The sequence below is a fragment of the Buchnera aphidicola str. G002 (Myzus persicae) genome, assembly GCF_000521565.1.
Lineage (GTDB): Bacteria > Pseudomonadota > Gammaproteobacteria > Enterobacterales > Enterobacteriaceae > Buchnera > Buchnera aphidicola_C.
The window spans coordinates 63,047-88,012 of sequence record NZ_CP002701.1 but is presented as its reverse complement, the minus strand read 5'-3'; the positions used below and the strand labels follow the sequence as shown (position 1 = coordinate 88,012).

26 protein-coding genes, 3 tRNA genes and 1 pseudogene are annotated in these 24,966 nt (G+C 24.2%); 13 read left to right on the top strand and 17 right to left on the bottom strand.

The genetic code is table 11. The features are described 5' to 3' along the window. Positions 1–35: 35 nt before the first annotated feature. Together rpmB and rpmG are read left to right on the top strand one after the other, a co-directional pair. On the top strand, positions 36–266 hold the full coding sequence (gene rpmB / locus BUMPG002_RS00435) for a 50S ribosomal protein L28 (protein WP_025404216.1): 231 nt from the start codon (positions 36–38) through the stop codon (positions 264–266). Positions 267–285: 19 nt separating this feature from the next. Beyond that, complete coding sequence (gene rpmG / locus BUMPG002_RS00430; RefSeq protein WP_025368733.1) at positions 286–453, top strand: 50S ribosomal protein L33; 168 nt, start codon at positions 286–288, stop codon at positions 451–453. 163 nt (positions 454–616) lie between these two features. On the opposite strand, the gene fliR is transcribed toward rpmG, so the two are convergent. From fliR to fliF, 12 genes and pseudogenes are all read right to left on the bottom strand, one after another. Further along, positions 617–1,390, bottom strand: a complete 774-nt coding sequence (fliR, locus tag BUMPG002_RS00425; protein ID WP_025368732.1) for a flagellar biosynthetic protein FliR — start codon at positions 1,388–1,390, stop codon at positions 617–619. Beyond that, the gene (fliQ, locus tag BUMPG002_RS00420) at positions 1,390–1,659 is read right to left on the bottom strand and encodes a flagellar biosynthesis protein FliQ (protein WP_025368731.1); all 270 of its coding nucleotides are present in this window, start codon (positions 1,657–1,659) and stop codon (positions 1,390–1,392) included. Before fliQ ends, fliR begins: the two co-directional genes overlap by 1 nt. 66 nt (positions 1,660–1,725) lie before the next feature. After that, a complete protein-coding gene (fliP, locus tag BUMPG002_RS03285) occupies positions 1,726–2,460 on the bottom strand; it encodes a flagellar type III secretion system pore protein FliP (RefSeq protein ID WP_025384562.1) in 735 nt (244 codons plus the stop codon). Between the two features lie 120 nt (positions 2,461–2,580). After that, a pseudogene (gene fliO / locus BUMPG002_RS03280) lies at positions 2,581–2,865 on the bottom strand (flagellar biosynthetic protein FliO); the annotation flags it as partial. Positions 2,866–2,882: 17 nt separating this feature from the next. Continuing rightward, positions 2,883–4,184, bottom strand: a complete 1,302-nt coding sequence (gene fliN, locus BUMPG002_RS03220) for a flagellar motor switch protein FliN (protein WP_079172787.1) — start codon at positions 4,182–4,184, stop codon at positions 2,883–2,885. 108 nt (positions 4,185–4,292) lie between these two features. Then, positions 4,293–5,036 carry a flagellar hook-length control protein FliK gene (locus BUMPG002_RS00400; protein ID WP_025368729.1) on the bottom strand — a complete coding sequence of 248 codons (744 nt, stop codon included), beginning with the start codon at positions 5,034–5,036 and terminating at the stop codon, positions 4,293–4,295. An 83-nt stretch (positions 5,037–5,119) separates the two neighbouring features. Beyond that, positions 5,120–5,452 carry a hypothetical protein gene (locus tag BUMPG002_RS00395; protein WP_025368728.1) on the bottom strand — a complete coding sequence of 111 codons (333 nt, stop codon included), beginning with the start codon at positions 5,450–5,452 and terminating at the stop codon, positions 5,120–5,122. Between the two features lie 8 nt (positions 5,453–5,460). Continuing rightward, positions 5,461–5,904 (bottom strand): flagellar export protein FliJ, encoded by a 444-nt coding sequence (locus BUMPG002_RS00390; protein WP_025368727.1) that lies wholly within the window; start codon positions 5,902–5,904, stop codon positions 5,461–5,463. A 29-nt stretch (positions 5,905–5,933) separates the two neighbouring features. Further along, positions 5,934–7,295 (bottom strand): FliI/YscN family ATPase, encoded by a 1,362-nt coding sequence (locus tag BUMPG002_RS00385; RefSeq protein ID WP_025368726.1) that lies wholly within the window; start codon positions 7,293–7,295, stop codon positions 5,934–5,936. 5 nt (positions 7,296–7,300) lie between these two features. Beyond that, positions 7,301–7,969 (bottom strand): flagellar assembly protein FliH, encoded by a 669-nt coding sequence (locus BUMPG002_RS00380; RefSeq protein ID WP_044006121.1) that lies wholly within the window; start codon positions 7,967–7,969, stop codon positions 7,301–7,303. Then, entirely contained in the window at positions 7,962–8,957 is a 996-nt protein-coding gene (gene fliG / locus BUMPG002_RS00375) for a flagellar motor switch protein FliG (protein ID WP_025384561.1), read from the bottom strand. The genes BUMPG002_RS00380 and fliG overlap by 8 nt, the downstream gene beginning before the upstream one ends. Then, positions 8,954–10,609: a flagellar basal-body MS-ring/collar protein FliF gene (gene fliF / locus BUMPG002_RS00370; RefSeq protein WP_025368724.1), complete on the bottom strand. Its 1,656-nt coding sequence runs from the start codon at positions 10,607–10,609 to the stop codon at positions 8,954–8,956. Before fliF ends, fliG begins: the two co-directional genes overlap by 4 nt. A gap of 265 nt (positions 10,610–10,874) precedes the next feature. Between fliF and fliE the strand changes: the two genes are divergently transcribed. Then, on the top strand, positions 10,875–11,186 hold the full coding sequence (fliE, locus tag BUMPG002_RS00365; protein WP_025368723.1) for a flagellar hook-basal body complex protein FliE: 312 nt from the start codon (positions 10,875–10,877) through the stop codon (positions 11,184–11,186). Between the two features lie 140 nt (positions 11,187–11,326). On the opposite strand, the gene BUMPG002_RS00360 is transcribed toward fliE, so the two are convergent. Then, positions 11,327–11,399: transfer RNA gene (locus tag BUMPG002_RS00360), tRNA-Ala, on the bottom strand. Positions 11,400–11,477: 78 nt separating this feature from the next. Next, positions 11,478–12,887, bottom strand: coding sequence for a glutamate--tRNA ligase (gene gltX, locus BUMPG002_RS00355; RefSeq protein WP_044006120.1), 1,410 nt, complete (start codon positions 12,885–12,887; stop codon positions 11,478–11,480). 188 nt (positions 12,888–13,075) lie between these two features. On the opposite strand from gltX, the gene BUMPG002_RS00350 reads away from it, so the two are divergent. Continuing rightward, a tRNA-Val gene (locus BUMPG002_RS00350) sits at positions 13,076–13,151 on the top strand. Between the two features lie 16 nt (positions 13,152–13,167). After that, positions 13,168–13,240: transfer RNA gene (locus BUMPG002_RS00345), tRNA-Lys, on the top strand. A 7-nt stretch (positions 13,241–13,247) separates the two neighbouring features. Here the strand turns inward: BUMPG002_RS00345 and ligA are convergent. Beyond that, positions 13,248–15,257 (bottom strand): NAD-dependent DNA ligase LigA, encoded by a 2,010-nt coding sequence (gene ligA / locus BUMPG002_RS00340; RefSeq protein ID WP_025368722.1) that lies wholly within the window; start codon positions 15,255–15,257, stop codon positions 13,248–13,250. A 237-nt stretch (positions 15,258–15,494) separates the two neighbouring features. Here ligA and cysK point away from each other — a divergent pair, with 237 nt between their 5' ends. The 5 genes from cysK (at position 15,495) to BUMPG002_RS00315 (ending at position 20,152) form a co-directional block, all read left to right on the top strand. Beyond that, positions 15,495–16,463 carry a cysteine synthase A gene (gene cysK, locus BUMPG002_RS00335; protein ID WP_025368721.1) on the top strand — a complete coding sequence of 323 codons (969 nt, stop codon included), beginning with the start codon at positions 15,495–15,497 and terminating at the stop codon, positions 16,461–16,463. Positions 16,464–16,595: 132 nt separating this feature from the next. Beyond that, positions 16,596–16,853 (top strand): HPr family phosphocarrier protein, encoded by a 258-nt coding sequence (locus BUMPG002_RS00330; protein ID WP_025368720.1) that lies wholly within the window; start codon positions 16,596–16,598, stop codon positions 16,851–16,853. A gap of 151 nt (positions 16,854–17,004) precedes the next feature. Beyond that, positions 17,005–18,711, top strand: a complete 1,707-nt coding sequence (ptsI, locus tag BUMPG002_RS00325) for a phosphoenolpyruvate-protein phosphotransferase PtsI (protein WP_044006119.1) — start codon at positions 17,005–17,007, stop codon at positions 18,709–18,711. A 54-nt stretch (positions 18,712–18,765) separates the two neighbouring features. Then, entirely contained in the window at positions 18,766–19,269 is a 504-nt protein-coding gene (gene crr, locus BUMPG002_RS00320; RefSeq protein WP_025368719.1) for a PTS glucose transporter subunit IIA, read from the top strand. An 82-nt stretch (positions 19,270–19,351) separates the two neighbouring features. Beyond that, entirely contained in the window at positions 19,352–20,152 is an 801-nt protein-coding gene (locus BUMPG002_RS00315) for an undecaprenyl-diphosphate phosphatase (protein WP_025368718.1), read from the top strand. Positions 20,153–20,192: 40 nt separating this feature from the next. On the opposite strand, the gene BUMPG002_RS00310 is transcribed toward BUMPG002_RS00315, so the two are convergent. Next, positions 20,193–21,431 carry a tRNA CCA-pyrophosphorylase gene (locus BUMPG002_RS00310; protein WP_025368717.1) on the bottom strand — a complete coding sequence of 413 codons (1,239 nt, stop codon included), beginning with the start codon at positions 21,429–21,431 and terminating at the stop codon, positions 20,193–20,195. Between the two features lie 215 nt (positions 21,432–21,646). Here BUMPG002_RS00310 and rfaE1 point away from each other — a divergent pair, with 215 nt between their 5' ends. Then, complete coding sequence (gene rfaE1, locus BUMPG002_RS00305; protein WP_025368716.1) at positions 21,647–22,594, top strand: D-glycero-beta-D-manno-heptose-7-phosphate kinase; 948 nt, start codon at positions 21,647–21,649, stop codon at positions 22,592–22,594. Between the two features lie 241 nt (positions 22,595–22,835). Further along, the gene (gene ribB / locus BUMPG002_RS00300; RefSeq protein WP_025368715.1) at positions 22,836–23,474 is read left to right on the top strand and encodes a 3,4-dihydroxy-2-butanone-4-phosphate synthase; all 639 of its coding nucleotides are present in this window, start codon (positions 22,836–22,838) and stop codon (positions 23,472–23,474) included. A 35-nt stretch (positions 23,475–23,509) separates the two neighbouring features. Here ribB and tsaD read toward each other — a convergent pair whose 3' ends face one another. Then, on the bottom strand, positions 23,510–24,514 hold the full coding sequence (gene tsaD, locus BUMPG002_RS00295) for a tRNA (adenosine(37)-N6)-threonylcarbamoyltransferase complex transferase subunit TsaD (protein WP_025368714.1): 1,005 nt from the start codon (positions 24,512–24,514) through the stop codon (positions 23,510–23,512). 178 nt (positions 24,515–24,692) lie between these two features. On the opposite strand from tsaD, the gene rpsU reads away from it, so the two are divergent. Further along, positions 24,693–24,908 carry a 30S ribosomal protein S21 gene (gene rpsU, locus BUMPG002_RS00290; protein WP_009874014.1) on the top strand — a complete coding sequence of 72 codons (216 nt, stop codon included), beginning with the start codon at positions 24,693–24,695 and terminating at the stop codon, positions 24,906–24,908. Positions 24,909–24,966 lie beyond the last annotated feature (58 nt).

The window sequence follows — 24,966 nt, the reverse complement described above, 5'->3', positions numbered from 1 at the left end:
ATATATTTAATTTTTTAATTAAGAGAGATAAAATTATGTCACGTATATGTCAAGTTACTGGAAAAAAAAGAATGATTGGTAATAATCGATCTCATGCTATGAATGCAACTAAACGACAATTTTTAACGAATATTCAATATCATCGATTTTGGCTTTCTGATGAAAAAAGATTTATTAAATTACGTATTTCAGCTAATGGCATGCGTTGTATTGATAAACATGGTATTGAAAAAATATTAAAAAAAATAAATAAAAAAAATAAATAAAAAAAATAAAGGTTAATTTATGGCCAAAAAAACTCGTGAAAAAATAAAAATGGTTTCATCTGCAGGAACTGGGCACTATTATACTACAACTAAAAATAAAAGAAAGACACCTGATAAGTTAAAATTTAAAAAATATGATCCTGTTCTTCGGAAACATATTTTATATCATGAAGCAAAAATAAAATAAAAATTATTAATTTTTATTTTAAAGGTCTTTTTCTAAATAAACTAAAGTATAATTTTTTTCAAAATTATACTTTATTCATAAAGATTATTTTTTTTATTCCAAAATATATAGATAATCAACTATTTATAATATATCAAAATTAATATCAAGCTAGATTTATTTTTTATACAATTTTAAAAATATTAGATATAAAAAAAATCAATTCGTATAATAATGTTTTAAAAAAAGGTAACATAAAAGATATTAAAGAGTATAATACTAATATTCCTATTAGTAAATTTAGTGGAAAACCAATAGAAAAAATAGATATCTGAGGAGATAGTCGATTTAGCAAACTCATTATAAAACCGATTGTTAATAAAACGATCATTACTGGCAAAATGAATAAAATACTATTTAAAAAAATATGACTAGAAAAACTTAATAAAGACAAAAAAACATTCTTATTTAAAAAATAGCTGTCAATAGGCATACTGTCAAAACTATTGATTAAAATAGAAATCAAATAAAGATGAGTATTAAATACTAAGAAAAAAAACAAAACGAAAATATTTAATAAACGAGATATTATAGAAGTACCCATACGACTATTATTAAAAAAAGTTGCAAATGATAATCCCATCTGTAAACCTACGATTTCTCCAGATAAATTAACTGTAACAAATAAGAATTGTGCAGTAAAACCTAAAACAATTCCAATTAATATTTGCTGAAATAATACTAATATTCCAAAATAAGAAAATAAAATAGTATGAACTTCAGGTAAAAATGGAAATATTAACCAACTTATTATACCAGATAAAAATATTTTATTTTTTCTATTTATAAGTTTATCGTTAAAAATTGGTGCAGTAGAAAAAAAAGATAAAATTCGCACCATAGGCCAAAAAAAATTACTAATTAACGTTATGAATTCAAGGCTACTAAATGTTAACATTATTTAATAATCAGTGGTATATTGTAAAATAAATTATGCATATAATCTAGCATAACACCTAACATCCAAGGTCCAAGTACTGCCATTACACCTAACACAGAAATAATTTTAGGGATAAAAGATAAAGTTTGTTCATTAACTTGTGTAGCTGCTTGTAACACACTAATAATTAAACCACTAACTAAAGCTGCTAGTAGTAATGGTGATGCAAGAATTAATGCAACTTTCATAGCATTCTGGAATAATTCCATTACATATTCGGATGTCATCAACATCTCCATTATTTAAAATTAACTTGAAATTATTTATAATATATAAAAATATTTATGAAGACATTATGTATTAAAACTTTGTGCTAATGAAGTGATTAATAATTGCCATCCATCTACTAATACAAAAAGCATCAATTTAAAAGGTAAAGAAATTGTTGCAGGTGGCACCATCATCATACCCAGAGCCATCAATACACTAGCTATAACTAAATCAATAATTAAAAAAGGTATAAAAATAGTAAAACCAATTTGAAAAGCAGTTTTTAATTCACTAGTAATAAATGCAGGTAATAAAATTCGCATTGGTATTTCATTTTTATTTTCATAAGAAGCAATATGTGCTAATTTTGAAAATAATTCTAAATCAGGTATACGTGTTTGATTTAACATAAATTCTTTTAAAGGAGCTGAACCTTTAATAATAGCATCTTCCATATTTATTTTTTCTTGACTAAATGGTATATAGGTATCTTTATAAATTTTATCGAATGTTGGAGACATAATAAAAAAAGTTAAAAACAACGCTAAACCAAGTAATATTTGATTGGGAGGAGCATAAGGAGTACCTAATGCGTTCCGTAATAAACCAAAAACAATAATAATTCTTGTAAAACTAGTCATCATTAAAAGAAAAGCTGGAAGAAAAGTTAATGATGTCAATAAAACTAATGTTTGAACTGGTATAGACCAAGTTTGTCCTCCATCATCTAAAATATGACTTGTTACACCAGGTATTTCCGCATGTACTGTAGGACAAAAGAACAAAAAAACTAAAAATGGAAGAATTCGATAAAACATTTTTTTTTTCCAGGAAATTTTAAAAAAATTTTGTAAAGAATAATTACATATATTTTTTTTTAACAAAGCATCATCTGTATGATGTACTGATGTATCTTTTAAAATAGATGATAATCTATATAAATAAGTAATATTTCTTGTTGTGACACCTAATACTAATTTTACTTTTTGTATTTCTATTAAAACAACAGATTCATTTGGTCCAACAGACAGTCTATCTAAAACTTTCATACAAGAAAGTATGTTATTAACTTTAAAAAAAGAAATTTTTTTTAAAATCCAACTTAACACTAATATTAGTAATATTATTTGAGATAACGAACTTATTATTTGAAAAAATTTTTCATTATCAAATATGGATATAAAAGTACTTGATAATGATTGAAAAGATGTATTTTTTTCCATAAATTTTATATTTAAACTTAAACGTTTATAATTTTTTTAAAATTATTTTTAATATCAATAATTCGAAGACCATATTTATCATCTAAGAAAACTATTTCACCAGATGCAATTAAATGACCATTTATGAAAACATCTAACGGTTCTTTTATTAATTTATCTAAAATCAACATACTTCCTTTTGAAAAACCAAGAAAATCTTTAATTTTTATTTTTGCTTTTCCTAGTTCGACAGTAACATTTAAAACTGTATCAAGTAAAATATTTTTATTATCTAAATTATTTTCAGATTCATATGATATATTTTCATCTTTAGATATCTTTTTATCAGAATTAATTAATGATTTATTATCAGATCGTTTTTCTATATGGTTCATTAAATGGTTTTCCTTATCTTGATTAGACTCTAAATTTTTATTAATAAATTCGTCTATAAAAATAATCGATTGTTCATTAAATCTTTTGTAATTACCATAAAATACAGATTTGTTTCCTATAAACGCAATAATTTTATCAGGTTTTTCCATTAATAAAATACTTCCTATTGATAAATTATAAAATTCATTATAAGAAATAGAAATATTTATGATTCTCGCTATAATATCTAGTTTAATATCATACATATCTGAAAATGAAATCGTACTTAAAATGTTGCTTTCTACATTTTTATCTTTTTTAGTATTTGTTGAAATAGCTGTTTTTCTATTTAACTGTTTAATTGTAGATAAAGAGCTTAAAATACTAAAGAACATTTTAGTATTATTAACCTTAAAATTAAAAGAAGTGATTACAAGTAATTCATTTAAATTATAATTAAATGCTTTTAAATCTGTGAACACTTGAGTATTAATAAATTTTATTTTCCGAGAAAAAAATTTTTCATAAGTATAGGAAAAACGTTCTGTAATAAATGTAATAATTTTTTTGTTAAGAGAAAATTCAGAAGATGTAATATCTTCTATATTTCTTATTTTATCTATATAATGACTATGACCTCCAAATAAAAGATCTATCATAACAGATAAAAATCTTGAAGAAAAAATTACAAAAAATTTATTATTCTCAGGAGATGTTTCTAATAAATTCAGACAACTAAAATTTTTTATATTATTTTCGTTATAAAATTCTATATTTATATTATAAGACACTAATTCTATCTTGTTTTTTAAAAAATTAGAAAAATCTATTATAATTTTTTTTATAAAATAGTTTGTAATATCTTCTAATACTTGAATTTCATTTTCTCCAAAAAAATTATTTATTTTTTTTTCTCTCTGATAAATTTTTTTAGGTTCATGATGTAGATTGTTACTTTTGCCCATTTATATACCTCACAGGTAAAAGTTATTGTAAGATAAGATAAAAAAATTATTTTTTTATTTATACTCGCATAATTTAATATTTTTTAAAATATATATTAATATTGTTTATTAAACATATACGTCAATCAATTTATATTTTGATATATCTCTATTTTTTTTATATATATTTAATGTTTTATTACATACATCTGAATTTAAAATGTTTTTGTAAAAAAATTTAGAATTCTTTACTTCTTTATTTTTTAAAGAACTAGAAATTTTTGCTTCACGTAATTTAATACCATTTTTCCTAAGTGAATCTCTTAAAAAAGGCACATAATTATCTAAAGACATTCTAACTTCGTTGTGATTAGAAATAAAATTTAACGTCGCCTCATCATCTTTCATAATAATTTTTATATATATTAATCCTAAATTTTCTGGTTTTAAATATATTTCTGCTTGATTATCTTTGTTGGAAATGGAGAGAAGTATTTTTTGACTAACTGATTTTTTCCATTCCATAGAATTTTCCGAATGACAAAAAAATGACGGTTCTGTATTTAATTGAAGAGTTTTTTTTTGATTAGTATCTTTTATCAAGTTTGTATTTCGTAAAAAATTATCAATTTGATTTATATTTTTAGATAAAAACAAACTATTTTTATAATTTTTAAAATCTGTCAACAAGATTATATTTTTTTGATTTTTAATACCGTTTATATGATCTTGGTCTATCTTTCGAAAATTTACTTGCTCATGATTATACGAATGGTTTAATTTGATTAAGTCTAATTTTTTTTTTATATTTATATTATTTGATTTGTTATTCTGAACATATAAATTTTTATTTTTTTTAAACTCATTAAACAACAGTTTTATATCTAATGTTTGAAATATTTTTTTATTTTTTTTAAATGAATCTGTTTTTATTCTTTTTGAAAAATCAGGATGATCTAATAAAATATTTTCATACTTATCTTTTTTTTTTTATTATTCTGAATTCTACTATCATTAAAATGATTAATTTTTGCATCTTTATTTGTGTTATTGAAAATGTTTAATAAATTATTAATTACAAAATTAGTACATATAATATTTTTATCATCATTTTTTTTTTCTTCTGTTATAACATTAACAAATTCTATTTTTTTAGTTAATGCGGTTTTTTTTAATTCATTAAAAATAGATTGATATAAGTATAGTTCGTCTATAATATTAGAAGAATGATGATCTTGATTATGAAAAAAACTAGGTTTTAATTTTATATTATGAATCATTTCTAACATTATGATTTTTATCCTTTTGTTGAAAATTTTAACTGAACGTGATAATCATTAATTATTTGTTCTTTTATTTTTTTTATTTTTAATATTTTCTTTTTATTAATACTATTTAAATGATTCCAAATTTTTATTTTTTTTTGACTTTTAGACCAACTACTCATTTTTTTTTCAATTAATTTTTTATTTTCTTCCAGCATAATTCTATGATTATGAATAATTATACCTAATACAGAAATAAAATTATTATAATTTTTCCATTGATATACAAAAATTCCTAATAATAATTGATTTTTTATTTTCGTTATATATTCTTTTTCATATTCAACTAATAATTTTAATTGTTCATCATTTTCTTTTTTTTTCAAAAACATACTCTGAATATCAATTATTATTTTTTCTGATTTTTTTCTTTCTATTTTCTCTAAAATCAAAAAACAAATTTTTTTACTTTTCATGAATTTAATATATCCAATTTCTTTTAATATTAAAGAAATATTTTATTTAAATCTTGACAAGAAATAGAATAGTTAATTTTTTCTGATGTTTCTTGCTTTAAAAAATTCTCTAATTTTGGCCAAAGTTTAATAGCATTATCTAATATTAAATCTGTTCCCACAATATAGGCGCCTACTTTAATTAAGTCTCGATTTCTTTGATAAGAAGAAACTAATTTTTTAAAATAAACAGCTTGTTGATACTGTTTAGAATCTGTAATTTCTGGCATAACACGACTAATTGAAGATTCTATATCAATAGCAGGATAATGACCCAAATCAGCATAATATTGAGATAAAATAATATGTCCATCTAATATAGAACGTGCTACATATGATACTGGATCTTGTTCTTCATCACCTTCAGTTAAAACTGTATAAAAAGCAGTAATGGAACCTTTATTATTTATATTTCCTACACGTTCTACTAAATTAGGAATTTTTGAAAATATAGAAGATGGATAACCTTTGGAAACTGGTAACTCTCCTAAAGATAAAGAAACTTCTCGTTCTGCCATTGCATAACGAGTCAAAGAATCCATTATTAATAATACATGTTTGTTTTTCTTACAAAAATATTCTGCTATGCTAGTAGCATAGGAAGCTGCTTGTATACGCATTAAAGGTGATACATCTGCAGGAGCAGCAACTACTATTGATCTTGACAATCCTTCTGAACCTAATATTTTTTCTATAAAATCTTTTACTTCTCGTCCTCTTTCACCAATAAGAGCTATAACAATCACATCAGCTTGAGTATATTTTGCCATCATGCCAAGCAAAATACTTTTACCAATACCTGAACTAGAAAAAATTCCTATTCTTTGACCTCGTCCAATAGTTAAGAGTGCATTAATAGAGCGTATACCAATATCTAATACTTCTGTAATAGGTTTTCTATGTAATGGATTAATATTATATTGTTTTTTTTGTATACGATAATATTTATCTTGTAATGGAGGAAGCTTATCTAATGGATTCCCCTTTCCATCTACTACTCGTCCTAATAATGATATATCTAATGGTATTTTTTTTACTAAACCATTCATATTTTGACTATTCTTTAAAAAAACACACGATCCAGGGAAAATACCGTGATGTTCTTCAAAAGATAGTAATAATGTTTTTTCACCGGAAAAACCTATTACTTCAGCATCAATATTAAAGACTTTACCATTAATAATTCTCTCAATAGAACATTCTGTACCAATAGGAATTTTTAATCCAACAACTTCTAAAACTAAACCATTAATACCAACAAGACGACCATAATAAATAACATCAGGAAGTTTTTTAACTCTATTTTCAAAAGAAGAAAGATTCTTCAAAAATTGAGTAAATTTTAAATTCATTAATATTATTCCTCTAAGTCAATAAGACGACATAATTCTTGCCATCTTGCATCTACGGTAGCATCTATATTACTACTTGCTGACTTAATTCTAAAACTATTTAGTTCTAAACTATCATCACATACTAATTTCCATTGATAGGTATTTAAAAAGTTTTCAAATGTTTTTTCTATTAAATCTTTATTGTTCGGATGAATAAAAAGATGTGGTTTTTTTAAAAAAATACCATCTTTTTGAATAATTTTTTTTATATGTTTAATTAAAAATGACTCATTCGCATCAGTTTTTTTTCCGATTACATAAGATGTAACTATTAATACTATTTTTAATAAACGAGAAGAAAGTGTATTTTGAAAGATAGAAAAAGATTTTTCAAAATCTAACAAAAAACTATTTAATTTTTTTTTCAATATAATATTATCTTGTGAAGCTTCTAAAAAACCTTTTTTGAAACCTATTTTGTATTCTTTTGTTGTTGTTAAATCTATTATTTCTGATTTTTGATAAGTTTGAGAATCGTCTTTTTTTCCTTTATTATTTTGGTCTATAAAAAAATCTTCTTGAGTCAATTGAGAAGAAAAATATAAAAATTTCTTATTTTTTTCTTTATTTTTAAAAGATATTTTTTTAGGATACCATCGTGTCCATTTTTTTTCTAATGTCAAATTAGGCATAATATTCTCTTAAATTTTTTAATGAAAAAGATTTTTTCTCTGCCATATTTTTAATCATTATTAAAATTAATTTTTGTTCGTTTTTTATAGCAACATTAGAAATATAAGATTTTTTTTCTAAACTTAGCAATAATTCATTTGATTCTATTTTAGTCATATTTTTAAAAAATTTTTCTCTTACAGAAGCACTTGTATCTTGAAGTGCAATATATAATTTTTCTTTTTCAATATTTTTAATCACTAATTGAATATAATTATCATCTAAATCTACTATGTTTTCAAATGAAAACATTTCTTTAAGAATCTTATTCGCTAATTCTTCATTAAACATACTAATTTTTTTTATTGTTTCTTTTTCATCTTGAATTTTCATTGAATTTAAAATTTTAGCTGCGGTTTTTATACCTCCTTTTTCCGATAAAATTAATTTCTTATTTTTTAATAAAGTATCAATGAATTTAGTTAACTCTACTAAAGAAGACTCTTCAATACCTTGAAATTCCGTAATTCTTAATATAATTTCAGCACGTTTTTTGTTGCTAAGGAACGACAAAACCTTAGCGGCATGATTTTGATCTAGATAAATAAGTATAGTTGTAATAATTTGAGAGTGTTCATTATTTAATAAAAAAGCAATTTGCTTGGGTTTCATATAATTTAGTTTGTCAATACATATTTTTGCGTTACGAATTTCTAGTGCTTCCTGTAACAAAGAATTACCTTTTTTTTCTCCTAAAGCTTTTGTTAACATATCCATAAGATAATTATCACTATTATTACAGTTAAAAGCATTGTTTTTCACTGCAAGATCATAACATTCATGAAGTGTTTCGTTTAATTTTTTAGTTGACACTCTTTTCATATTTAACATAGTTGTGATCAGCTCTTGTACTTCAAAAGGAGTTAAATTTTTTAATATCTCTCCTGCTTGATCAGATCCTATTGACATTAATAATAGTGCACTTTTTTCAGTACCATTTAAAATCATATTTTATCACTCATCCATTTACGAATAATTAACGCTATAGTACGCGGATTTTGATTAGATATATTGCAAATTTGATGAATTAATGTATCTGTATTGAAATTATTTTTAATATTTTCTTGAAAAGTATTTTTTTCTATATTTTCATATTTTTCTGTATACTTTTTTTCATTATTTATTCTATTGTTTGTAACATTATTTCTTGAAACAGGACAAATGTATTTTTTTAATAAAAGACATAGAAATAAAGCAGAAAGAAACCAAGGTGTTAAACTAAATAATATATATGAAAATTGCAATGGACTCGGATGTTTTAGTGGAATAGGCATTTTTTCTTGATGTTTAGCAAATAATGCATTAACGACATGAACACTATCTCCTCGAGATTTAGAATATCCTATTGTTTCACGTATTAAATGTTCAATATTCTTTATTTTATCTGTCGCAAAAGGAATAGATTTTCCATTTTTATCTTTAGTGAAATTTATAATAACTGCAGCAGATAATCTTTTAATTTCTCCTACATTCATTTTAGTATGTGAAATACTATGATTTAACTCATAATTTATCGTATTATCACGATTAATATTAGAATTTATAGGATTATCAAAATTATTTACTTTTGTATTATTTTTGACAAAATTAAATCCATTATTCATTGTGTTAGTATATTTATTTTTCAGACTATCAGAAGGTGTATTATTGGATAAAGATGTCACTATCTCTTTTTTTTGCACTTGATCATGAATACTTTTTTGATAGGATCTTATTGCTTGATTTTTATGATTAGTATTCGGTAAATATTTTTCTTGTGTTTCTTCTTGAGAATTAAAATCAATCTGAGCAGTTACTTGAGCATGTACATTCCCAATACCAACTAATGGTTCTAAAATTTCTTTTATTCTATTACTATAACGAGATTCAATATCTTCAGAATATTTAAATTGTACATTATTAACTTTTTGATATTCTAAAAAAGGCTGATTTAATAATTGTCCAAATTGATCTACAATTGTAATATTTTGAGATGAAAGATTCGATACACTACTCGAAAGAATATGTAATATTGAATTAATTTGTTCTGAATTTAATACTTGTCCGGGCTGTAGTTCCAAAACAACTGAAGCCGAAGATTTTTTTTTATCTTGTAAGAACAATGATGATTTAGGAAATACTAGATGTATTCTCGCATTTTTAATAATATTAATTCTTTGTATGGTTCGAGCGAGTTCTCCTTCTAAAGCACGTTGGTAATTTATTTGTTCGTTAAACTGACTAATTCCAAATTTCTCTTTATCTAATAGTTCGAAACCAACTCCTCCACCTCTAGGAAGATTTTTTTCTGCTAAACGTAAGCGAATATCATAAACTTTATTTTTCGGAACAGATATTTGACCTGACACATCAGTAAACTGATAAGGAATTTTCATTTGATTTAACTGATTAATAATAGCTCCACCATCTTCATTAGATAAATGATTATATAAAACTTGATACTCGGGAGATTTAATCCATATTGAAACAGAGACAGCGGTAATAACTGAAGCTGTTAATAAAATAATTAAAACACGAGAATTTTTTAAAAAACGAGAAAAAAAATTATTAAATTTTTTTTTCTCTTCTAAAACTGAATCTTCTATAGCACTGAAATTCATGAAATCTTCCTGTCTGATAGTTAATTCTAACTAAAATTTAGCGATTATTAAATAATTTCACTAATATAGTATGAAATAAAAAAATTTCCTGTTAAATTATTTTTAATTAAATTATTATGAATAATATATTAAAAAATATGTATTTTAATATAATATAAAAATATTTATCTTTATTTATTGTTTATCAAAAATCTTTATTTATTGTTTATCAAAAAACAATAAGATAGTCATTTAAAAAATAAAAAATTTATATAAGAGGAAAATTATGTTTATTAAAAATATTAATTATCACAACATTCACACAAAAATTAATTTTTTAAATAAAAATATAAATACAGAAAATAATATAGAATCAAATCATTTTATCGACTATATAAAAACGGCATTAGGAGAAATTAGCAATATTCAAAACAATGCAAAAAAAGATTCTGAAAAATTTACATTAAATCAATCAGGAATCTCTTTGAATGATGTAATGATAAATTTAGAAAAGTCTACTCTTTCTATGCAAATGGCCATTCAAGTAAGAAATAAAATTATTTCTGCTTATCAAGAAATAATGAATCAACAAATTTAATTCTAAAAATACTGTGCTGAATAAAATACAGCACGGTACTATAATTTTAAAATGAATTTAAAGGACTTAGTAGTAATATTTCATGTTATTTTGAGTATTTTTTAATTTAATCTTCATCATGCCGATAAGAATGAGTTTTTTGGAGTTAAGCGGACTCGAACCGCTGACATCTTGCATGCCATGCAAGCACTCTACCAACTGAGCTATAACCCCAAAAATATTACAATATAAAAACACATGAATTCTGTCAATTTATTTCTTTAAAAAATTAAATTTAATTATTTATGTTTGTCAAATATATAAAGTATTAATATAATTAATTGCTTTTTTTATTCTCAATAAAGTTTTTTTTTGACCAACTAAATCAATCACAGAACTGATACTCGGCGAGTAAATATTACCTGTGATTACAATACGTAAAATCATGTTTATTTCTTTTGTATTAATTTGATTTTTTTTTGATAAGTTATTAATAACTTCAGATATCACTAAATGATTCCAAACCAATATTTTTTCTAATTTGTTATATATCTTTTCTAAAATCTGACAATTATTACATGTCAAATATTTCTCTACTAATTTTTGATCAGAAAAATCAAATTCTTCATAAAAATAACGAGAAAATTCTGTCATTTCTTTTAATGTGTGACAACGACTTCTTAATAATTTTACTAATAATTCTAAACTAGGACCATTATGAATATCAATTTTTTCTCTTTCCATATAATCTTTAAGAAGGCTAGAAATATGTTGTACTGATAGATTATTAATATAATACTTATTAATCCATAAAAGCTTTTTTATATTTACAATACTAGAAGATTTGCTAATAAAATTTAAATTAAATAACTTTTTCATTTCTAATAGACTAAAAATTTCTTTATCACCATGTGACCAACCTAATCGGACTATATAGTTTAATAATGCTTCTGGTAGAAATCCTTTTTTATAATACTCAATGATATTTAATGCATTTTTTCTCTTAGAAATTTTATTGCCTTCTTCATCTAAAATCATTGATAAATGAGCATAAATAGGTATTTGCGCGCCTAAAGACTTTAAAATATTAATTTGACGTGGCGTATTATTAATATGATCTTCTCCACGAATTACATGAGTAATCTTCATATCTAAATCGTCTATAACCACACAAAAATTATAAGTTGGGATTCCGTTTGACCGTTGAATAATAAGATCGTCTAATTCTGAATTATCAAAAATAATATCTCCTCTAATTTTGTCGTTAAATATTACTTTTCCAGTAGTTGGATTTTTAAATCGTATTACGTAATCTTTATTATGAAGATGATTAATTTTTAAATTTCTACAAGTACCAGGATATCGAGGTTTTAAACCTTTTTGAATTTGATTAGTTCTAATTTCTTCTAATTCTTGAGATGAACAAAAACATTTATATGCATTTTTTTTTTCTAAAAGAATGTTAATTACTTCTTTATAGCGATCTAATCTCTTAGTTTGAAAATAAGGTCCTTCATCCCAATTTAATCCTAACCATTCTAATCCCTGTAAAATAGAATCAATAGAAATTTTTTGAGAACGTTGAAGATCTGTATCTTCTATACGAAGAACAAATTCTCCATTATGATGCCTTGCAAATAACCAAGAGTATAAAGCAGTGCGAATGCTACCAATATGTAAATCCCCAGTGGGGCTAGGCGCAAAACGAGTTTTTATTTTCATGTATTCCTTTTAAAATTTTTTGTTAATAAAAATATTTTTAAAATATTCAGAACTAATTTCAAATAAAAAATATAGATGTTATTTTGATCATAATGATTAAATTTACAACAAACAAATATTATTTTTTAAAAAAAGATTGACTCTATTTCTTCTACCATTACAATAAGAATGACAGATAGTAATTTGAAGGGTGATTAGCTCAGTTGGTAGAGCTCCTCCTTTACACGGAGGAAGTCGGCGGTTCAAGTCCGTCATCACCCACCAAAACATATTATAAAAAGGGTCGTTAGCTCAGTCGGTAGAGCAGTTGACTTTTAATCAATTGGTCGCAGGTTCAAATCCTGCACGACCCAAAAAAAATTAAATTAAAGAAATTAATTCTTTTTCACTTATCAATTTTATATTTAACGATTTTGCTTTAAAAAATTTAGAACCAAATTTTTTACCATATATCAGTATGTCAGTATTTTTACAAATGGTACTAAAAACTTTTGCACCTAAATTAGTTAAAATTTTCTTAAGTTCTATTCTTGAATAAAAAGTAAAAACACCCGTTAATACAATTCTCTTATCAAAAAAATATGTTTTTTTATAACTTTTTATCAGAAATCTTGTATCATTCCAAAAAATACCTATTTTTTTTACTAGTTTAATAACCATTTCACGATTACATGTAATAGAGAGATAGTTTAATATATTAGTTGCAACTATCTTTCCAACTCCATGTATATTTTTTAATTCTGAAATATTAGTATTGAGTAATTGATCTAATGTGATAAAATAATTTGCAATTTTTTCGGAAGCAATTTCACCTACATTAGAAATACCTAACGCATAAATAAAACGTTTGAAAGTAGTTTTCTTACATTGATTAATCGAATCAATAACTTCTATACTTTTTTTATCTCCAATATTTCTCAAATTAATTAAATCATTAGATGTAAGATAAAAAAAATCTATTGGATTGTTAACATATCCTTTTTTAATGAGTGAATTAATAATTTTAGGTCCTAAACTTCTTACATTTAAAGCTTTCTTTGAAAAAAAATGACATAATGATTTTCTTTTTTGAGGATCGCATGTTAGTCCAGCATGACAACGAATTATTTTTTCTTCTTTATTTTCTAATAATTTTGTATGGCAAACAGGACATAATGTAGGAAATATAATTTTTGTTGCATTTTTCTCACGATAATCTGAAACAACACTTAATAATTTTGGTATAACATCTCCTGACCGACAAATTACAACATGATCATTAATATGTAAATCTAATCGTTCTATTTCACTTTTATTATGTAATGAAGCCTGCTTAATTGTCACACCAGATATATATACAGGTTCAAAATAAGCAACAGGTGTAATTATTCCTGTTCTACCCACCTGAAACTTTACATCGTTTAATCTTGTTATTCTTTCAGAAGAAAAAAACTTAAATGCTATAGCCCATCTTGGTGCTTTTGTATGCACACCCAGTTTATTTTGAAAATCTATTGAATTAACTTTAACAACAATTCCATCTATATCAAAATCAAGAAGATGTCGTTTTTGTTCAAATTCTTTATAAAAATGAAAAACTTCTTCATATTGTAGGCAATTTATCATATCTTGATTTACTGGTAATCCCCATGTATGACACTGTATTAATTGTTCATAATGCGTGGTGAATTTTATTTTTTTGCTAAAAAAATAACAACCATGACAAAAAAACATTAATTTTCTTTCAGCTGTTATTGTAGGATCAATATGACGTAATGAGCCTGCAGCTGCATTTCGAGGATTAGAAAAAGATTTATTGTTTTTTATTTTACATTGTTTGTTTAATGTTAAAAAATCAGATTTTAACATAAATACTTCACCTCGAACTTCTAATCTTTTAGGTATATCGAGTCCTGTTAATTTTAATGGAATTGATTTTATCATTCGCGCATTAGAAGTAATATTTTCTCCTTGATAACCATCTCCACGAGTTGCAGCTCGTACAAATATTCCTTTTTCATAAATGATACTAATAGCTATACCATCTATTTTCAATTCACAACATAAAGATATTAGAATATTATTAAAAGATTTTTTAATTCTTTTTTCAAATTCTAAATAACCTTTTAAAGTAAAGGTATTATCTAAGGATAACATAGGGAAAAAATGCGTAATTTTTTTGAATTTATTTGTTAAATTTGAACCTACTCTTTGTGTCGGTGAATCAGGAGTAATAAACTCTTTATTATCTAATTCTAAATTATATAACTGATCAAGTAAGTAATCATATTCTGCATCAGAAATAATTGATTTATCTAATTGATGATAAAAATATTCATATCTTAAAATTTTTTTGCGCAATTTATCAATTTTGTTTTTAATAGATGTCATAAATTTAATACATATATATATAATGGATTCAAAATTATCTCAAATTTTATAAATTAATAATATTAGTATTTTTTAATATTTTTTATTATATAATTTTACTTATAATAAAAAAATAGATTTTTTTAAAAATAAACAAAAGTATAATAAATATTTTAATTTTAAAAAAAATAACAGTATATTTCATATTGTAAAAGCTCTTAATTAAAATAAAAAAATTTTTCAAAAACAGGGATTAATATGAGTAAAATATATGAAGATAATTCTTTAACAATCGGAAACACACCACTAGTTCGTTTAAAAAATATAGGACATGGAAATATTTTAGTAAAAATAGAATCTAGAAATCCTAGCTTCAGTGTTAAATGTAGGATTGGTGCTAATATGATCTGGGATGCCGAAAAAAATGGAAGGCTTAGTAAAAATATAGAATTAATCGAGGCTACTAGCGGGAATACTGGAATAGCGCTTGCTTATGTTGCAGCTTCTCGAAACTATGATTTAACTCTTACTATGCCAGATACAATGTCTATTGAAAGAAAAAAACTGCTAAAATCTTTAGGAGCTAAATTAGTATTAACAGATGGAACATTAGGCATGAAAGGAGCCATATCTGAAGCTAATGAAATTATATCATGTAATCCTAAAAAATATCTTTTATTAAAACAATTTGAAAATCCAGCTAATCCTGAAATTCATGAAAAAACAACTGGTCCTGAAATATGGAATGATACTGATGGTAAAATAGATATTTTAATTTCTGCTGTAGGAACAGGAGGAACTATTACAGGTATTACTAGGTATATCAAACAAAGACAAGGCAAAAAAAAATTAATTAGTATTGCAGTTGAACCATCAGAATCACCTGTTATTACACAATTTTTATCAGGAAAAAAAATAACACCTGGACCACATAAAATTCAAGGTATAGGACCTGGATTTATTCCTAAAAATTTAGACTTAAAATTAATTGACCAAGTAATTACTGTTTCAAGTGAAGAGTCAATATTTACAGCTCAAAAACTAATGAAAAAAGAAGGAATATTAGCAGGAATTTCTTCAGGTGCAGCTTTATTTGCAGCTTTAAAAATACAGAAACAAAAAAAATTTTTAAATAAAACAATAGTTGTTATATTACCTTCTTCAGGAGAACGTTATTTAAGTACAGAACTATTTTCTACATTATTTGAAAATAAAGAAAAACATTAAAATGATACAATTTCTGCAATAAAAAAATCTTTTTATGTGATCTTTTTTATTTCAGAAGTTGTATTTCAATTATTTATAATAAAATTATAACTTGAAAAATCATTTTAATAAAACCGAATTTAAGGAAAAAAAATGTTTCAAAACCAAATAACAATAACAGCTCCACATGGATTACATACTCGTCCTGCAGCTCAATTTGTAAAAGAAGCAAAAAAATTTATTTCTGAAATTTATATTATTTACAATGATAAAACAGTAAATGCCAAAAGTTTATTCAAGATTCAAACACTAGGATTAATTAAAGGAAGTCTTATTACATTGTCTGCTGAAGGAGAAGATGAACAGCAAGCTATTGAGCATTTATCTAACATAATGACAGAACTAGAATAAATTATCATAAAAATAATTTATTAATTTTTCTAAAAATATCGGAGGTTATATAAAAATAACTTCCGAATTATTATATGAAAAAATGTATTTGCCTGACCCACCATATTGTCCTTCTCTGACATAGATAAACTTTATTATTAAAGGTAATGTTATGATTTCAGGCATTTTAGCATCACCGGGTATAGCTTTTGGCCGGGCTCTTTTATTAAAAGAAGAAGAAATTCTTATTAACCGCAAAATTATTCATATTGAAAATATTACAAAAGAAATAAAAATTTTTTTTGAAGGCAGAAAAAAATCAATAGAACAAATAAAACAAATTAAAATTAAAGCAAGAGAAACATTGGGAGAAGATAAAGAAAGCATCTTTGAAGGCCATATTATGCTTCTTGAAGATGAAGAGTTAGAACAGGAAATAATTTCTTTAATAAAAGAAAGACAAATATGCGCTGCAGAAGCCACTGAATTGATTATTGAAAGTCAAGCAAAAGCTTTAGAAAAACTCAAAGATGAGTACTTAAAAAACAGAGCTATTGACGTAAGAGATATTGGAAATCGTTTATTAAAAAACATACTTAATTTAAATATTATTGATTTAAACAATATAACAAGTGAAGTGATTTTAATTTCGAAAGATTTAACTCCTTCAGAAACAGCACAAATTAATCTAAAATATATTTTAGGATTTATTACTGATTTAGGAGGGAGGACATCACATACTTCGATTATGGCAAGATCATTAGAAATTCCAGCAATTGTAGGGACTAGTAACGTAACAAGTATGGTCAAAAATAATGATTATATTATTTTAGATGCTATTCATAATGAAATTTTTATCAATCCATCTAATGAATTAATTAATCAGAAAAAAGAAGTAAAAAATAAATATTCCGCAAAAAAAAATAAATTAATCAATTTAAAAAATTTACATGCTACTACTATTGATGGACATAATGTTAAAATTGGTTCTAATATTGGTAATATAGAAGATATTTATTCTGCTCAAAAAAACGGTGCCGAATGTATTGGTCTTTATCGAACAGAATTTTTATTTATGGGAAGAAACTCTTTACCTACTGAAAATGAACAATTCCAAGCATACAAAAAAGTTGCAGAATTAATGCAAAATAAATCTGTTATTATAAGAACCATGGATATTGGTGGTGATAAAGATCTTCCTTACATGAATTTACCAAAAGAAGATAACCCTTTTCTTGGTTGGCGTGCAATCAGAATTTCAATAGATCGGAAAGAAATATTATATGCTCAATTAAAAGCTATCCTTAGGGCTTCAGCTTTTGGCAAAATATACATTCTTTTCCCTATGATAATTTCTGTTGAAGAAATTAGAATGCTAAAATTAGAAATCAATAATATTCAAAAACAACTTAAAAATAATAATATATTATTTGATGAAAATATTAAAATTGGCATTATGATAGAAACACCTGCATCAGCTATAATCGCTGAATATTTAATAAAAGAAGTAGATTTTTTTAGTATTGGAACTAATGATTTAACACAATACACTTTAGCAGTTGATAGAGGAAATGATTTAATTTCACATCTTTACAATCCAATGCATCCATCTGTTTTAAAATTAATTAAAACAGTTATTGACGTAGCACATTTAAATGGAAAATGGACTGGTATGTGTGGAGAACTTGCAGGGGATGAACGTGCTACTGTTCTATTATTAGGTATGGGACTAGATGAATTTAGTATGAGTTCAATTAGCATTCCTAAAATAAAAGAAATAATTCGTAATACATCTTTTTCTAAAGCAAAAAAAATAGCACAAAAAGCATTAAAATTATCAACTACAAAAGAAATACTTCATTTAGTAAAAAATTTATGAAATATTAGGAGGTAAAAATACCGCAAATAAAATAAAAAACACTTAGGAGAAAAAATGAATTTCTTTTCTAATTTATTTAATAGTAAAAAATCTAATTTTTCTAAAAAAATAGAAATTGTTGCACCTTTATCTGGTGATATTGTTCATATTGAAGATGTGCCAGATCTAGTTTTTTCCAAAAAAATTGTAGGAGATGGAATAGCAATTAAACCAACAGGAAATAAAATATTAGCACCAGTGAACGGTACTATTGGTAAAATATTTGAAAGTCTACATGCTTTTTCAATTATTTCTGAAGATAATGTCGAATTATTTGTTCACTTTGGTATTGATACTGTGAAGTTAAAAGGTAAGGGTTTTACAAAAATAGCTAATGATAATCAAAACGTAAACATAGGAGATGAAATAATTTTATTTGATTTAGATTTTTTAACAGAAGCATCTAAATCTATTTTAACTCCTGTTGTAATATCTAATATAGAAAATTTTAAAAAAATAGAAAAATCATCTGGTAATACTGTTGCTGGAGAAACAACTATTATAACTCTATATAATTGATTTTCAATATAAAAACGGTGCTGTTATTTAGTACCGTTTTAATTTTATTCATATCAAATTCTAACACATAAATAAGAAAAAAATGATTGAATTCTATAAGATTATTACTTCGATTATTCTTGGAATCGTAGAAGGAATCACAGAATTTCTTCCTATTTCTTCTACAGGACATATAATTATCGCTTCACACTGGTTAGGAATACAAAATAATAATAACACAAAAATATTAGATATATTTATTCAATTAGGTTCTGTATTTGGAACATTATATTTTTTTCATAAAAAAATTATTAATATGCTAATATTAAAAATTAATATAAAAAATAAAAAAACAAATGTAATCCATGTTTTTTTTTCTATTGCACCTACTATCATTTTAGGATATATATTTTATAAAAGAATTAAAATATTATTTAATATTAATAGTGTTATGTATGCATTAATATTAGGTAGTTTGTTTTTTATAATTTCTGAAATATTTAAACCTAAAAAATATAAAATATCAAATCTTAATAAAATTAATTTATCACAATCCATTATTATTGGACTATTTCAAATTTTTTGTTTATGCCCTGGTTTTTCAAGATCTGGAATGACTATAGGAACTGGAATATTATTAGGAATCAAACGTTCGGTTGCCATAGAATTTTCTTTTATTATATCTATTCCTTTATTAATAGGAGCATCTTTATATGATTTAATCAATAATTTTCATAATATAAAAATATTAGATCTTCCCGTTTTTTTTATCGGATTTATAATATCTTTTACAATTTCTATAATATGTATAAAAAAATTATTAAAATTTATTGATAAAACATCACTAATATTTTTTGGAATATATCGCTTGATAATGGCTTTACTAATTTATTTTATAAATTAATTTAAATTTATAACTATAGAAAAATACTTTTTTTATAAAATTAAATATGAGATTTAAAATTTTTTAAACGCCATAGTTGAAGCTTTTTAATTCTAATGCGCATTAATTCATCTTTAATTTCATTTCCTTTAAAACCTTTATCTAAAATTAATTGAATAGAAACATTTTTTACAATAGAAAAACATTTTTTTAGAAAACAACCAGATTTAAAACTAATTAACTTAGTCGAAATTTGATTCAAAAAATTAAAGTCATTTAAAAACGCTAATTTTTTTATACGATCCGGTTTTCGCCAAGCATCAATTTTATAAAATAATCTGACAATATTTTTGGATGATTGAGATTGAATCGTTTTCAAAAAAATATAAAAACCCGTATTTAAAACTGCTATATCTCGAATAGAAGATGGAATATGAAAACTTTTACATAAACTCTGTACAATAGAAACAGAATTAGTATCATAAAATATTTTAGAAGGAAAAAAAAACAGTTGATTAATTGATAAAAATTGACAGAGATAAGCAAAGCGAATATCAACATTTTTTTCAAAATTTGATATTTTTGCTAATCCCATTAATATATTATCTTTATTACATATTTTTTTTAATAGGTTATTTTTTAAAAAAATATCTCTTTCATAAAAAAAATACATTTTTGGAAAAAACAGTTGGAGCGCCTTACAAGAATATAAAACCTGAAAATATACATGAGGATTATAAGTTTTAAATGCTTTTTCAGTTTCATTCCATATTCTATTTGCAGTTAAATATAATAATTCTTTTTTTCTTACTACAATAGACATTAATTCCATAGTTTCCTTGGCTATTTGAAATCCTAAATGTATTAAGGAAGCAGCAAATCTCGCTGTACGTAAAACTCGTAACGGATCTTCTATAAAGGCTTCAGAAACATGTCTTATTAAACGACATTGAATATCTTTTTTTCCTTTAAAAGGATCAATATGATTTCCGTCTTGATCTTCAGCAATAGCATTCATGGTTAAATCTCTTCTTATCAAATCATCTTCTAGAGTGACACTAGAATTAGAATCAGTATAAAATCCAGTATATCCTTTTCCAGATTTTCTTTCTTTTCTCGCAAGAGCATATTCTTCGTGCGTTTCTGGATGTAAAAAAACAGGAAAATCTTTTCCTACCGGCTGAAAGTTTTTTTCTAATAACATTTGTTTTGTCGCTCCTACTACTACCCAGTCCCTATCTTTAATAGGTAAGTTTAATAAAGAATCACGAACTGCTCCTCCTACTAAATATATTTTCATGCTATTTTCTTATATTTTAAAATAATATTATATTCTATTACATAAAATACTATTAAATAAATTATTTATTAATATAAATAATTAAATCTTGTAATTATTTTATAGATAAGATATATAAAAAAATACATTGTTCATGTTTTAAAATATATAATTATTTTTAATTTTACAAAATATATTAAATATTTAAAATTATGATTATTTAAAGAGAAAATATTATGAAAAAAAAATTTATTGATTTTAATAACTCACTTGTTCTTGTGGTTGGAGATCTTATATTAGATTGTTATTGGTATAGTAAAAATTATTCCATACTATCAGAAAAATCTATACCAATTGTCAAAATCAATAAAGTTAAAAAACAACCAGGTGGTGCTGCAAACGTAGCTAAAAATATTGCTGAAATTGGTGGATCTTCTAAAATAATTGGTTTTATTGGTGTAGATGATGAAGGATTAATATTAAAAAAACTTTTACATCACATTAGAATTGATTGTGATCTAATTCCTATAAAAAAAAATAAGACCATCACAAAAATTAGAATTTTATCGGAAAATAAACAATTGATTCGAATAGATTTTCAAGAAAAATATATCGCTAAACAAAATGATTTATTATATCAAAAAATAATTAATTCACTCCCATACTTTAAAATTTTAATTTTATCAGATTATGAAAAAGGAACTTTATTTCATATTAAAAAAATAATTAATTTAGCAAAAAAAATGTCAATCCCTATACTTGTGGATCCAAAAGGAATAGATTTTACAAAATATTCTGGAGCGAGTTTATTAACACCGAATCTTGCTGAATTTGAAAAAATAGTCGGAAAATGTTATAAAGAACAAGAAATTTTACAAAGAGGAATAAAATTATTATCTGAACTGAAACTATCAGCATTATTAATAACTCGTTCTCATCACGGAATGACTTTATTTCAAAATAAAAAAAAACCAATACATTTTCCTGCCATTTCAAAAACAGCATGTGATGTAACAGGTGCAGGAGATACAGTAATTGCTATAATTGCTGCTTCTTTAGCTAAAGGATATTCTTTAGAAGAAGCATGTTTTTACGCTAATATAGGAGCTAGTATAGTTATCAAAAAAATTGGAACTGAAACTTTAACAATTAACGAGTTAAATTTTAAACTATGCTTTAAATAAAAAATTTTTATAAAATTTAGTTTTTTCAAACTATTCAATAAATTCTTTTCTTGAAAAGAAAAACGTATGTCTAATTTAAAAGTACAATTTTGTACATTGCTCTTAAATTTATTTCAATATATAATATACTAAATAAATATTTTTATAAAAAATATTTTAAGGATTCGATATTAACTATAAATATCATTTATCTAAAAATTCTATTTTTCAATAATGTATTTTATTCAGAAGGTTTGTAGGAATGAATCAAACGCTCTTATACGAATTTGGAACACCTATAGAAAGAATTAAAAAAGCAATATTTGCTTTACAATCCGGTCAAGGTATTATCATCTTAGATGATGAAAAACGCGAAAATGAAGGAGATCTAGTTTTTGCATGTGAAAATATGACAGTAGAACAAATGGCTCTAACCATTCGATATGGTAGCGGCATCGTATGTCTCTGTATCACAGAATCTAGAAGAAAAAAACTTAATTTACCTATGATGGTAAAAAAAAATACTAGTAAATATCGTACAGGATTCACAGTCACAATCGAAGCTTCTAAAGGTGTATCTACTGGTGTATCAGCTCAGGACAGACTTACGACTATAAAAACAGCGATAGCTGATAATGCTAAACCTAGTGATTTAAATCGGCCAGGACATGTTTTTCCATTAAGAGCTGACAGTGGTGGAATTTTAGCAAGAGCCGGGCATACAGAAGCTGCTATCGAAATTGTTTCATTAGCAGGTTTTAAACCAGCCGGAGTAATATGTGAATTAACTAACAAAGATGGAACTATGGCTCGTACTAATGAAATAATAAAATTTTCTAAAAATAATAATATGCAAGTTTTAACTATACAAGACATCATTTTTTATGTTAAAAATACATAAAATAGTTATTAAAATTAATTTTTTTAAAAAAATAACTATAAATCACTAATAGACCACTTAGGTTTTACTAAAATTTCTAATTGAGAGTCTCTAGCTTCTAAATAACGTAAAAAACCAAGATATGCAATCATCGCGCCATTATCTGTACAAAATTTTACACTAGAATAAAATACTTTTCCATTAAAATACTTTTCCATCATTTGTTCTGATTTTTTTCGTAAAAGATAATTCGCACTCACACCACCTGCTATAATTAAACGTTTCCATTTTTTTTCTTTTAAAGCTTTTTTAGTTTTAATTAATAATATATCAATTACTGCATCTTCAAAAGCTCTTGCAATATTAGCTTTTTCTTGTATACTTTGACCACATTTATTAATAATTTGAGCTGTAAAAGTTTTTAATCCAGAAAAACTAAAGTTTAGACCTGGATGATTAATCATAGGTCGAGGAAAATAAAAATAATCTTTAATTCCTTGAGAAGCTAATTTAGATAATTGAACACCACCTGGATATGACAATCCTAATAGATTTGCAGTCTTGTCAAATGCTTCACCTGCTGCGTCATCTAGACAATTTCCGAGTATTTCATACTTACCTAATTCATAAGCAGCAATAATTTGAGTATGTTTTCCTGATACTAATAATGCAATAAATGGAAACTTAATTGATTTAAATTCTAACATAGGTGATAATAAATGTGCTTCCATATGATTTACTGGAAGAACTGGAATATTTAAAGATAAACCCAAAGAGCATGCAAATGTAGCACCTACTAATAAAGAACCTACTAGACCAGGTCCTGCAGTATATGCAATAAGATTAATATCTTCAATCATATTTTTTTTTCTAAATGTTTGTTTTAATAAAGAAATTATTGCTTTCATATGTTCACGAGATGCTAATTCAGGAACTATTCCTCCATATATATTATGCAATTTTTTTTGATTATATATTTTATTTATTAATAATCCTTTATCACTATCATAAAGGGCAATACCTGTATCATCACAAGAAGTTTCAATACCCAAGATCTTCATAATTATTTACACCTATATTCTAATTTTTTAAATTAATAAAGAGTTTCTGAAAAATCATAGTAAATGTAAAAAATTATACTTTATAATATCACATTGATTAATATAAGATCTATTATCCTAAAAAATATTTTAGAATTTTTTCTATTTAATAAAGATAACTTATTAAGGTAAATCTTAAATGCCAATAATAAAAGTCCGTGAAAATGAACCATTTGATGTAGCACTTCGCCGTTTTAAACGTTCTTGTGAAAAAGCTGGAATTCTAGCTGAAATTCGTCGAAGAGAATTTTATGAAAAACCAACTACTGAACGTAAACGAGCAAAAGCTTCTGCAGTTAAAAGACTTGCAAAAAAACTCACACGAGAAAATGCAAGACGAATACGTATGTACTAAATATATGAAAAAAATAAAAATATTAAAAACCGTTCTTTTTTAAGAACGGAAATGAATT

Coding starts and splice junctions, on each gene's coding strand:
- rpmB (WP_025404216.1), top strand. CDS start 36: ATGTCACGTATATGTCAAGTTACTGGAAAAAAAAGAATGATTGGTAAT.
- rpmG (WP_025368733.1), top strand. CDS start 286: ATGGCCAAAAAAACTCGTGAAAAAATAAAAATGGTTTCATCTGCAGGA.
- fliR (WP_025368732.1), bottom strand. CDS start 1,390: ATGTTAACATTTAGTAGCCTTGAATTCATAACGTTAATTAGTAATTTT.
- fliQ (WP_025368731.1), bottom strand. CDS start 1,659: ATGACATCCGAATATGTAATGGAATTATTCCAGAATGCTATGAAAGTT.
- fliP (WP_025384562.1), bottom strand. CDS start 2,460: ATGTTTTATCGAATTCTTCCATTTTTAGTTTTTTTGTTCTTTTGTCCT.
- fliN (WP_079172787.1), bottom strand. CDS start 4,184: ATGGGCAAAAGTAACAATCTACATCATGAACCTAAAAAAATTTATCAG.
- BUMPG002_RS00395 (WP_025368728.1), bottom strand. CDS start 5,452: ATGTTAGAAATGATTCATAATATAAAATTAAAACCTAGTTTTTTTCAT.
- BUMPG002_RS00390 (WP_025368727.1), bottom strand. CDS start 5,904: ATGAAAAGTAAAAAAATTTGTTTTTTGATTTTAGAGAAAATAGAAAGA.
- BUMPG002_RS00385 (WP_025368726.1), bottom strand. CDS start 7,295: ATGAATTTAAAATTTACTCAATTTTTGAAGAATCTTTCTTCTTTTGAA.
- BUMPG002_RS00380 (WP_044006121.1), bottom strand. CDS start 7,969: ATGCCTAATTTGACATTAGAAAAAAAATGGACACGATGGTATCCTAAA.
- fliG (WP_025384561.1), bottom strand. CDS start 8,957: ATGATTTTAAATGGTACTGAAAAAAGTGCACTATTATTAATGTCAATA.
- fliF (WP_025368724.1), bottom strand. CDS start 10,609: ATGAATTTCAGTGCTATAGAAGATTCAGTTTTAGAAGAGAAAAAAAAA.
- fliE (WP_025368723.1), top strand. CDS start 10,875: ATGTTTATTAAAAATATTAATTATCACAACATTCACACAAAAATTAAT.
- gltX (WP_044006120.1), bottom strand. CDS start 12,887: ATGAAAATAAAAACTCGTTTTGCGCCTAGCCCCACTGGGGATTTACAT.
- ligA (WP_025368722.1), bottom strand. CDS start 15,257: ATGACATCTATTAAAAACAAAATTGATAAATTGCGCAAAAAAATTTTA.
- cysK (WP_025368721.1), top strand. CDS start 15,495: ATGAGTAAAATATATGAAGATAATTCTTTAACAATCGGAAACACACCA.
- BUMPG002_RS00330 (WP_025368720.1), top strand. CDS start 16,596: ATGTTTCAAAACCAAATAACAATAACAGCTCCACATGGATTACATACT.
- ptsI (WP_044006119.1), top strand. CDS start 17,005: ATGATTTCAGGCATTTTAGCATCACCGGGTATAGCTTTTGGCCGGGCT.
- crr (WP_025368719.1), top strand. CDS start 18,766: ATGAATTTCTTTTCTAATTTATTTAATAGTAAAAAATCTAATTTTTCT.
- BUMPG002_RS00315 (WP_025368718.1), top strand. CDS start 19,352: ATGATTGAATTCTATAAGATTATTACTTCGATTATTCTTGGAATCGTA.
- BUMPG002_RS00310 (WP_025368717.1), bottom strand. CDS start 21,431: ATGAAAATATATTTAGTAGGAGGAGCAGTTCGTGATTCTTTATTAAAC.
- rfaE1 (WP_025368716.1), top strand. CDS start 21,647: ATGAAAAAAAAATTTATTGATTTTAATAACTCACTTGTTCTTGTGGTT.
- ribB (WP_025368715.1), top strand. CDS start 22,836: ATGAATCAAACGCTCTTATACGAATTTGGAACACCTATAGAAAGAATT.
- tsaD (WP_025368714.1), bottom strand. CDS start 24,514: ATGAAGATCTTGGGTATTGAAACTTCTTGTGATGATACAGGTATTGCC.
- rpsU (WP_009874014.1), top strand. CDS start 24,693: ATGCCAATAATAAAAGTCCGTGAAAATGAACCATTTGATGTAGCACTT.